General features: G+C 71.2%; 9 protein-coding genes. 4 read left to right on the top strand and 5 right to left on the bottom strand.

Annotation, left to right across the window (positions count from 1 at the left end):
- Window positions 1-62 precede the first annotated feature (62 nt).
- From ACWEVO_RS19755 to ACWEVO_RS19770, 4 genes are read right to left on the bottom strand one after another with little or no spacing between them, the layout of a single operon-like run.
- Window positions 63-1247 carry a glycosyltransferase family 4 protein gene (locus ACWEVO_RS19755; protein WP_452308985.1) on the bottom strand — a complete coding sequence of 395 codons (1185 nt, stop codon included), beginning with the start codon at window positions 1245-1247 and terminating at the stop codon, window positions 63-65.
- A 10-nt stretch (window positions 1248-1257) separates the two neighbouring features.
- Entirely contained in the window at window positions 1258-1725 is a 468-nt protein-coding gene (locus ACWEVO_RS19760) for an acyltransferase (protein WP_452308986.1), read from the bottom strand.
- A complete protein-coding gene (locus tag ACWEVO_RS19765; RefSeq protein WP_452308987.1) occupies window positions 1722-2654 on the bottom strand; it encodes an NAD-dependent epimerase/dehydratase family protein in 933 nt (310 codons plus the stop codon). Before ACWEVO_RS19765 ends, ACWEVO_RS19760 begins: the two co-directional genes overlap by 4 nt.
- A gap of 30 nt (window positions 2655-2684) precedes the next feature.
- The gene (locus ACWEVO_RS19770; RefSeq protein WP_452308988.1) at window positions 2685-3821 is read right to left on the bottom strand and encodes a DegT/DnrJ/EryC1/StrS family aminotransferase; all 1137 of its coding nucleotides are present in this window, start codon (window positions 3819-3821) and stop codon (window positions 2685-2687) included.
- Between the two features lie 118 nt (window positions 3822-3939).
- On the opposite strand from ACWEVO_RS19770, the gene lhgO reads away from it, so the two are divergent.
- The gene (gene lhgO / locus ACWEVO_RS19775) at window positions 3940-5136 is read left to right on the top strand and encodes an L-2-hydroxyglutarate oxidase (RefSeq protein WP_452308989.1); all 1197 of its coding nucleotides are present in this window, start codon (window positions 3940-3942) and stop codon (window positions 5134-5136) included.
- Between the two features lie 55 nt (window positions 5137-5191).
- Here the strand turns inward: lhgO and ACWEVO_RS19780 are convergent, their stop codons facing one another.
- Window positions 5192-5800 (bottom strand): TetR/AcrR family transcriptional regulator, encoded by a 609-nt coding sequence (locus ACWEVO_RS19780; protein ID WP_452308993.1) that lies wholly within the window; start codon window positions 5798-5800, stop codon window positions 5192-5194.
- Between the two features lie 219 nt (window positions 5801-6019).
- Between ACWEVO_RS19780 and ACWEVO_RS19785 the strand changes: the two genes are divergently transcribed.
- From ACWEVO_RS19785 to ACWEVO_RS19795, 3 genes are all read left to right on the top strand, one after another.
- Window positions 6020-6913 carry an ABC transporter permease gene (locus ACWEVO_RS19785; RefSeq protein WP_452308990.1) on the top strand — a complete coding sequence of 298 codons (894 nt, stop codon included), beginning with the start codon at window positions 6020-6022 and terminating at the stop codon, window positions 6911-6913.
- Complete coding sequence (locus ACWEVO_RS19790) at window positions 6906-7724, top strand: ABC transporter ATP-binding protein (RefSeq protein WP_452308991.1); 819 nt, start codon at window positions 6906-6908, stop codon at window positions 7722-7724. Before ACWEVO_RS19785 ends, ACWEVO_RS19790 begins: the two co-directional genes overlap by 8 nt.
- A gap of 143 nt (window positions 7725-7867) precedes the next feature.
- Complete coding sequence (locus tag ACWEVO_RS19795; protein WP_452308992.1) at window positions 7868-9382, top strand: D-ribitol-5-phosphate cytidylyltransferase; 1515 nt, start codon at window positions 7868-7870, stop codon at window positions 9380-9382.
- Window positions 9383-9535 lie beyond the last annotated feature (153 nt).

The raw sequence follows: 9535 nt of genomic DNA on the forward strand, positions 1-9535 counted from the left end.
GACGCGCCCCGAAACGAGCGATGCCCCCGACCCTGCGGGTCGGGGGCATCGTGGTTCACCGGTCAGTGCCGGGCGGCGGCCATCTCACCGAGCACCTCGAGGTGTCGGTCGAGGACCCGCTCCAGGCTGAACCGCTCCCGGATGAGGGCCTGGCCGTTCACGCCGATCTGCTTGGCCACCACCGGGTCGGTGAGCGCGGCGATCAGCCGCTCGGCCAGCCCGTCGACGTCGCCGGGCGCGCAGAGCAGGACGTTCTCCCCGTCCCGCAGCGCGATCCCGGGGAAGTTGTCGGCCCGCGCCGGCGCGACCACCGGCACGCCGGCCGCCATCGCCTCCAGCGTCGCCGTGCCGAGGCCGAGGCCCTGCTCGTGCGACTCGACGGTGGCGGCGGCGAGCAGGTCGGGGATCTCGCTCTTGGGCACCTTGCCCGCGCAGACCACCGCGTGCTCGACGCCGAGCGCCCTGGCCCGCTCCTGGAAGACCGGGTAGTAGATCTGCCCGGCGATCAGCAGCTTGGCGTCCGGCACCGCGGCCAGGACCGCGGGCAGCGCCTCGACGAGCGCGATCCGGTCCCGCAGCGGGATGACGTGGCCGACCGACAGGATCACCGGCGAGTCGCCCAGGTCGTACCGCTCGCGGATCCGCTGGCCGTTGCCGCCGGTCACCCACTCCGGGTCGACGCCGACCGGGATCGGCACCAGGCCGGAGTGCGCGCCGCGGTAGCGCTCCTCGATGTACTCCTGCATGAGCACGTCCATGACCACCAGCCGGGGCTTGGACCGCCGCATGAACGGCTTGACCATGGTGGCGTCCAGGCCACGGAAGACCTTGGCGTACCGGGCCTGCGGGTTCTCCAACCGGGTGTGGATGGAGAGCAGCGTGGGGACGTTCCGCTTCCGCGCGTACAGCGAGGTCGCCCAGGTCAGGTCGAAGAACTGGCCGTGCTGGTGGATGACGTCCGGCCGGAAGCCGTCGAGCAGCTTGCGGACCCGGCGCAGCAGGCTGGGCCGGCTGGTGAACGAGATGTCGAAGCTCACCGCCAGCCGGGTCTGCGGCAGCATCCAGGCGGGCAGGCGGACGATCCGCAGGCCGTCGCGCTCCTCCTCGGCCGGCGCGTCCTGATAGGCGGCGGTGAGCACGAGGACCTCGTGCCCGGCCGCCGCGTAGCCCTTGGCGAGGGACTCGGACAGGTGCGAGCTGCCACCCGCGCGGGGCGGGAAGAAGTTGTTGACCACTGCGATACGCACGGGGGAACTCCTAGCTCTCCACGACCGGCACGAACCGGACGTCGGACCCTTCCAGCTCGACTCTGGACACCACCCGGGCCGGCACCCCCGCCACGACCGCCCCCGCCGGCACGTCCCGGGTGACCACGGCGCCCGCACCGATCACGGCGCCGTCACCGATGGTGACGCCCATCATCACCGTGGCGTTGGCGCCGATGAAGACCCGGTCACCGATGCGGACCGGCGCCCGGTCCACCGAAGCATAGGCCCGGCCGGAGACGCAACGGCGAGCCGTGGAGTGCGTGTAGATCTGCGCTCCGCAGCTGATGTCACAACCCGCGCCGATGGTCAGGCCGCCCGAGCCGTCGATGACGGTGAACGCGCCGATCCAGGTGCCCGATCCGATCTCGGGCTCACCGATAACCCAGGCGTGCGGGTTGTACGGATTCGCCGGGAGCCCGTGCGACGACGGGCCCCCGGCGGACGGCGGCTGGGTCACGCCACCTCGGTCTTGATCAGGTCGGTCATCCCGTCCTCGACGGCGATGGTCGGCTCCCAGCCGAGCACCTCCTTGGCCCGGGTGATGTCCGCCGCCCGGCGGCTGACCAGCACCTCACGCGGGTTGAACTGCGGCTGCACGTCGACGCCGACCGCCTTGATGAGGATCTCGGCGAGGGTGGCGATCGAGGTGTCGATGCCGGTGCCGATGTTGATCGGCACGTTGCCCTGCTCGGCCTCCATGGCGGCGACCACCGACCGGGCGATGTCGTGGACGTGGATGAAGTCCATCGACTGCTCGCCCTTGCCGTCGATGACCGGCGGCTCGCCGTTCTTGAGCCGCTTCACGAAGTGGTTGATCACCGAGGTGTAGTACGCGGTCGGCTTCTGGCCCGGGCCGTACACGTTGAAGAAGCGCAGGGCGATCCAGTTCAGGCCCTTGCTGCGCTGGTAGAAGCCGAGCAGGTCCTCGCCGGCCCGCTTCGAGATGCAGTACGGGGTCAGCGGGTCGAGCCGGTCGTCCTCGTGCATCGGCAGCTTCTTCGGGTCGCCGTACACCGAGGCGGACGACGCGAAGACCAGCCGCTTGACGCCGTGGTCGGCGGCGGCGGCGAAGACGTTGTGGTTGCCGACCATGTTGATGTCGATCGACTCGTACGGGTCGGCCTGGCTCTTGTTGATCGAGACGGCGGCGAGGTGGATGACGTAGTCGCAGCCCTTCATGGCCGCGTGCACGGCGCCGCCGTAGCGGACGTCCTGGTCGATCAGCTCGACGTCGCCGGCGGCCACCAGCTCGGCGATCCGGTCCCGGTCACCGCGGAACATGTTGTCGAAGATGCGGACCCGGTAGCCCTTCTCCAACAGCATGGGGACCACGTGCAGGCCGATGAAGCCCGCGCCTCCGGTGATGAAGACGGTCTGCTTCGACATGGTGGACGGTGTCCTTCCTGGGGGGGTTTGTCAGCGGGTGGCGATGGAGTCGACGACCTCGGTGAGGGTCGCCGCGACGGTCTCGACCTGCGCGTCGGTGAGGTTGGCGTGCATCGGGATCGCCAGGTGGCGGGCGAAGAGGTCGGCCGACACGGGGCACGGGTCGGTCTGGCCGTAGAGCGGCTGGACGTGCGAGGCGTAGGTGCCGAAGGTGCACTGCACGCCGCGCTGGCGCAGCTCCAGCGCCACGGCGCCGCGGTCCACCCTGGGGTCGAGGGTGACCACGTACGACTGCCACGGGTGCTCGCGGTCCGGCGCCTCGTACGGCGTGGTGATCAGCTCGTGGTCCTTGAGCAGCTCGCCGTAGCGGGCGGCGATCGCGCGCTTGGTGGCCAGCAGGTCCGGCAGCCGGTCCAGCTGGGCGATCATGATGGCCGCGGCGACGTCGGAGAGCCGGTAGTTGTAGCCCAGCTCGGTGAAGGTCGGGATGGGCAGGTTCGACAGCTCGGCCCGGGTGAGCGCGCCCTCGACGCCGTAGGTGTGCAGCTTGCGGGCGTGCGCGGCCAGGTCGTCCCGGTTCGTGACGTACGCCCCGCCCTCGCCCGCGGTGATGCCCTTGCGGCCGTGGAAGCTGAAGGTGGCGACGTCGGCGAGGCTGCCGGCCGGGCGGCCCTTGTAGGTGGCGCCGGCGGAGCAGGCGGCGTCCTCGACCAGGAACAGGCCGTGCTTGTCCGCGATGGCGCGCAGCTCGTCGTAGTCGGCCGGCTGGCCGAACGCGTCGACGGCGATGATGCCGACGGTCCGCGGGGTGATGGCGGCCTCGACCGCGGCCGGGTCGACCGTCCAGATGTCCGGGCGGACGTCGGCGAAGATCGGCTTGGCCCCGGTCCACATCACCGAGTGGCCGGTGGCCGGGAAGGTGTAGTCGCCGACGATGACCTCGTCGCCCGGCTTGACACCGAGAGTGAGCAGAGCCAGGTGCAGCGCCGAGCCGCAGTTGCTCGTGGCGAGGGCGTGCGTGGTGCCGACGGCGGCGGCGAAGCGCTCCTCGAAGCGACGGCTGGTGGGCCCGGAACCTGCGAGCCAGCCCGAGGCGAAGACCTCGGCGATGGCGGCGAGTTCGGCCTCACCGACCGTGGGCTGACCGAGCGCGATGACCTCAGACATAAGACTCCCCGAGTGATGGACCCGGTGAAGTGTAGGCCACCCCCGGGGGTCGGGCGCGAGTCGGGCGCACGGCCCCCTTCGTTACCATCGGTCGCGGCGTCGGCCTGGGGAGATGAAGATGACAAGGTTCGTGGTCGTGGGTGGCGGCATCGTCGGGCTCGCCGTGGCGCACCGGCTGATGACCGACCGCCCCGGGGACTCGGTCACCGTGCTGGAGAAGGAATCCGGCTGGGCCGCCCACCAGACCGGGCACAACTCCGGGGTGATCCACGCCGGCGTCTACTACAAGCCGGGCAGCCTGAAGGCCACGCTCTGCAAGGCCGGCAGCGCCTCGATGAAGGAGTTCTGCGCCGAGCACGACCTGGCGTACGACGTCTGCGGCAAGCTCATCGTGGCCACCGACCCCGCCGAGCTGCCCCGCCTGCACGACCTGCACGAGCGCTCGCTCGCCAACGGGCTGCCGGTGAAGCTGATCGGCGCCGACGAGGCCCGCGAGTACGAGCCGCACGTGGCGGCGGTGGCGGCGCTGCACGTCGCCTCCACCGGCATCGTCGACTTCGGCGCGGTCTGTCGCAAGCTGGCCGAGCTGCTCGCCGCGGGCGGCGCGGACCTGCGTACCGGCACCGAGGTGACCACGGTCACCAACCGCGGCAACGAGGTGGTGGTCGGCACCACCCGGGGCGAGGTCGCCGGGGATGTGCTGATCAACTGCGCGGGCCTGCACGCCGACCGGATCGCCCGGCTGTCGGGAGTGTCCACTCCGGTCCGCATCATCCCATTCCGGGGTGAATACTACGAACTCGCGCCGCAGCGCCGGGACCTCGTCCGGGGGCTGATCTATCCGGTGCCGGATCCGCAGTTCCCGTTCCTCGGGGTGCACCTCACCCGGATGATCGACGGCAGCGTGCACGCCGGGCCGAACGCGGTGCTCGCCACCGCCCGCGAGGGGTACTCGTGGGGCCGGATCAGCCTGCGGGACGTCTGGGACGAACTGACCTACCGGGGCCTGTGGGCGCTGGGCCGCAAGCATTACCGGTACGGCCTCACCGAGGTCGCCCGCTCGCTGTCCAAGAAGCGCTTCGCGGCCAGCCTCGCCCGGCTCGTGCCGGAGCTCACCCCCGCGGACATCGTGCCGGCCGGCGCCGGCGTACGGGCGCAGGCGATCCTGCCCGACGGCGGTCTGGTGGACGACTTCCTGATCGTCGAGGGCGACCGGCAGGTGCACGTGCTGAACGCGCCCTCCCCGGCGGCCACCAGCTCGCTGGAGATCGCCCGGCACATCGTCTCCCGGCTCCCGGTCAACCAGGCCGGCTGACCGCTTCCCGGTCCCCGTGGTGGGGCCGGTCCGCGGCGAGTCCCGCCTCCAGCGGTCAGACCGCCGGGTCGGCGACCGCGACCTCGCGCTGGCGGGGCACCGCCGGCGCCGCGGCCAGCCCGGCGGCCACCGCGTCCACCAGCGCCTCCAGGTACGCGTCGGTCGGCGCCTCCCGGACGATGGCGAGCCGCCAGTAGAGCGGCCCGACGATCAGATCGACCGCCGCGTCCAGGTCCACCCCGGCCGGGAGTTCGCCGCGGCGGACCGCCCGCTCGACCAGCCGCCCGCCGATCTCCTGCTGCTTGCTGCGCAGCACCTGCTGGAGCGCCTGGTCCAGGGTCGGGTTCCGGGCGGCCTCGGCGAGCAGGTCGGGAATGATCTGGGAAGCCAGCGGGTGGCGCAGGGCGTGCGTGACGACCTGGAACAGCAGGTCGAGGTCGCCGCGGAGGCTGCCGGTGTCCAACGCCGGCAGTTTGTTGCCGGCGGCCGCCACGACCGTCTCCAGCACCAGGTCGAGCTTCGAACTCCAGCGCCGGTAGACGGCGGTCTTGCTCACCCCGGCCCGCCGGGCGACCGCCTCGATGGAGAGCCGGCCGTAGCCCACGGCGGCCAGTTCCTGCATCAGGGCCTTGCGGATGGCCGTGGTGATCTCGCCCCGCAGCACCGCCGCACCGGCCGGCGTACGCCTCTTCCCGGTCGTCACGTGAGACTCTTCTCGGCTGTCACGTGGGACAATGTACCGCAACGACGGTACGGTTGCGTCCCGACGTGTTTTGGACTACCGTCCACCCCGCGACGAGCCCGCTCCGGCACCCGCGGGCGCACCGGGCCAGCTCATCGTCACCCCCGTCCCGTTGGTACGAAAGATCGGAGCGCCCAGCTCATGGCCAACACCGCCCTGGCCGGCCCCGACGCGGGCCTGAACCAGGCGCAGCTGGCCGCTCGACACGGCCTGCGGGTCGCCGGCGAGCGGCCCTCGCTGGTCGAGTACAGCCGCCGACTCTGGGCCTACCGGCACTTCGTTGCCGCGTACGCCAACGCCAAGCTCGTCGCCTCCTACAGCAACGCCAAGCTGGGTCAGATCTGGCAGGTGCTGACCCCGCTGACCAACGCGGCGGTCTACTACCTGATCTTCGGCCTGGTGCTCGCGCAGAACTCCATCCCGAACTTCATCGCGTACCTGACCACCGGCCTGTTCATCTTCAACTTCACGCAGAGCGCGATCCTGGCCGGGACGCAGTCGATCAGCGGCAACCTCGGCCTGATCCGGGCCCTGCACTTCCCCCGGGCCAGCCTGCCGCTGGCCGCCACGCTCACCCAGTTCCAGCAGCTGCTGGCCTCGATGATCGTGCTGATCGGCATCGTGCTGGTCACCGGCGAGCCGCTCACCCTGGAATGGCTGCTGCTGCCGCCGGCGCTGCTGCTCCAGGCGGTGTTCAACGCCGGCGTGGTGCTGATCGTCGCCCGGATGGGCGCCAAGGCCAGCGACCTGAAGCAGGTCATGCCGTTCATCATGCGTACCTGGATGTACGGCTCCGGCGTGCTCTACAGCGTGCGGCTGTTCAACCGGCTGCCGGAGTGGGCCGCCACGCTGATCGAGTTCAACCCGATGCTGGTCTACATCGAGCTGGCCCGGTACGCGCTGCTGGAGCAGGCGCCGATGCTCAACGAGTCGCTGACCCAGCTCTGGCTGGTGGCGGCCGGCTGGGCCGTGCTGGCCGGCGTCGGTGGCTTCATCTACTTCTGGCGCGGCGAACAGGAGTACGGCCGTGGTTGAGCACTTCACCGGTTCCGACGAGGCGACGCAGGCGCTGCCGACCCTCCAGCCGCGGATCCCCACCGTGGTGGTGGACGAGGCGCACATCGTCTACCGGGTGCACAAGGGCGCCACCGCCGGCAGCAGCCCGGTCGCCGCGCTGCGCCGGCTGGTCAAGCGCACCCAGGCGCCCAACGTGCGCGAGGTGCACGCGGTCAAGGGGGTCAGCTTCACCGCGTACCGCGGCGAGGCGATCGGCCTGATCGGCAGCAACGGTTCGGGCAAGTCCACCCTGCTGCGGGCCATCGCCGGGCTGCTCCCGGTCGACCGCGGCGCGATCTACACCCAGGGCCAGCCGTCCCTGCTCGGCGTCAACGCCGCGCTGCTCAACGACCTCTCCGGCGAGCGGAACGTCACCCTGGGCTGCCTGGCCATGGGCATGGCGCCCGCGGAGGTCGCCCGGCTCACCCCGGAGATCATCGAGTTCTCCGGCATCAACCAGCGCGGCGACTTCGCCTCGCTGCCGATGCGCACCTACTCCTCCGGCATGGCCGCCCGGCTGCGCTTCTCCATCGCCGCGGCGAAGAAGCACGACGTGCTGCTCGTCGACGAGGCGCTGGCCACCGGCGACAAGGGCTTCCGCAAGCGCAGCGAGCAGCGGGTCCGGGAGCTGCGGGAGAGTGCCGGCACGGTGTTCCTGGTCAGCCACCAGCTCTCCTCGATCCGGGACACCTGCGAACGGACGATCTGGCTGGAATCGGGCGAGCTGCGGATGGACGGCCCCACCGACGAGGTCATCCGGGCCTACGAGGACTTCTCGAACGGCAGGTAACGTCGGAGTGCCCACCCGGTGACCAGTGGACGCCGACATGCCCCGTCACCGGTGTGGGTCATCCGAACAGACACGTTAGGGTTCATCCGGTCGCCCGGCGGCCATCCCCCATCGTTGGGCATCGTTGAGAGTGAGGATCGGCAATGACGCAGGACCACACCACCAGCCCGGACGCCGCAGCGGCGGCGGCGACACCGTGGCGGCCCGCGCGGACGGTGGCGGTGGTGCTGGCCGGCGGCACGGGGACCCGGCTCGGCCTGGGCATCCCCAAGCAGCTCCTGAAGATCGCCGGTAAGCCGATCATCGAGCACACCCTGGCCGTCTTCGAGGCCGCCCCGGAGATCGACGAGATCATCGTGCTGATGGCCGCCGGCCACGTCGCCGAGGCCCAGCAGATCGTCGACAAGGCCGGCTTTCGTAAGGTCAGCAAGGTCATCGAGGGCGGCGACACCCGCAACGCGACCACCCGGATCGCGCTGGACGCGGTCGGCGAGGGCGACGTCAACATCCTCTTCCACGACGCGGTCCGCCCGCTGGTGAGCGCCCGGATCGTCCGCGAGTGCGTCAACGCGCTCTGGGCGTACTCGGCCGTCGACGTCGCGATCCCCTCGGCCGACACGATCATCCAGGTCGACGAGGAGGACTGCATCGTCGACATCCCGGTCCGGTCGACGCTGCGGCGCGGGCAGACCCCGCAGGCCTTCCGCTCCGGCACCATCCGCGAGGCCTACCGCCTCGCCGAGGGCGACCCGAACTTCGCCGCCACCGACGACTGCGGCGTGGTGCTGCGCTACCTGCCCGGCACCCCGATCAAGGTGATCGACGGGTCGGACGAGAACATCAAGGTCACCCACCCGGTCGACGTGCACCTGGCGGACAAGCTCTTCCAGCTCGCCGCCGCCCAGGCGCCGCGGCTCAGCGACCACCGCAGCTACACCGAGGAACTGGCCGGCCGCACCGTGGTGATCTTCGGCGGCAGCTACGGCATCGGCCACGACCTGGCCGAGCTGGCCCGCCGCTACGGCGCGCAGGTCTTCCCGTTCAGCCGCTCCAGCACCGGCACCCACGTCGAGCGGGCCCAGGACGTCGAGGCCGCGCTCAAGACCGCCTTCGAGGCGACCGGCCGGATCGACTACGTGGTGGTCACCGCCGGCATCCTGGAGAAGGGCGCGCTGGCCGAGATGGACCAGGAGACGATGGACCGGGTCCTCCAGGTCAACTTCGTCGGCCCGGTCATCGCCGCCCGGCAGTCCCTGCCGTACCTCCAGCAGACCAAGGGCCAGCTGCTGCTCTACACCTCCAGCTCCTACACCCGGGGCCGGGCCCAGTACGCGCTCTACTCCGCCACCAAGGCGGCGCTGGTCAACCTCACCCAGGCGCTCGCCGACGAGTGGGCGGAGTTCGGCGTCCGGGTCAACTGCGTCAACCCGGAGCGCACCGCCACCCCGATGCGGACCAAGGCGTTCGGCGAGGAGCCGGAGCACACGCTGCTGTCGGCCGAGGCCGTCGCGCAGGCCTCGCTGGACGTGCTGATCTCCGAGCTCACCGGCCAGGTCATCGACGTACGCCGGGCGCCGGGCGAGCCGGTCGTGGCGGTGCCCGCGCAGTCGACCGGCGGCGCGGAGGACGAGCTGTCCAGCGGCGTCGACGCCGGCTGACGGTACGGAGGCGACCGGCGACATGCGTGGTGACCTGGTCCGGAAGCTGCTCGCCCGGGTGCTCACCACCGGGCTGGCGGTGCTGGCGTTCCTCGCCGTGGCCCTCACCGGGGCGACCGGCTGGGGCCTGGCGATCGCCGTCGTCGGCCTGGC

This window comes from Micromonospora sp. NPDC003776 (assembly GCF_053605645.1).

Coding starts and splice junctions, on each gene's coding strand:
- ACWEVO_RS19765 (WP_452308987.1), bottom strand. CDS start 2,654: ATGTCGAAGCAGACCGTCTTCATCACCGGAGGCGCGGGCTTCATCGGC.
- ACWEVO_RS19770 (WP_452308988.1), bottom strand. CDS start 3,821: ATGTCTGAGGTCATCGCGCTCGGTCAGCCCACGGTCGGTGAGGCCGAA.
- lhgO (WP_452308989.1), top strand. CDS start 3,940: ATGACAAGGTTCGTGGTCGTGGGTGGCGGCATCGTCGGGCTCGCCGTG.
- ACWEVO_RS19785 (WP_452308990.1), top strand. CDS start 6,020: ATGGCCAACACCGCCCTGGCCGGCCCCGACGCGGGCCTGAACCAGGCG.
- ACWEVO_RS19795 (WP_452308992.1), top strand. CDS start 7,868: ATGACGCAGGACCACACCACCAGCCCGGACGCCGCAGCGGCGGCGGCG.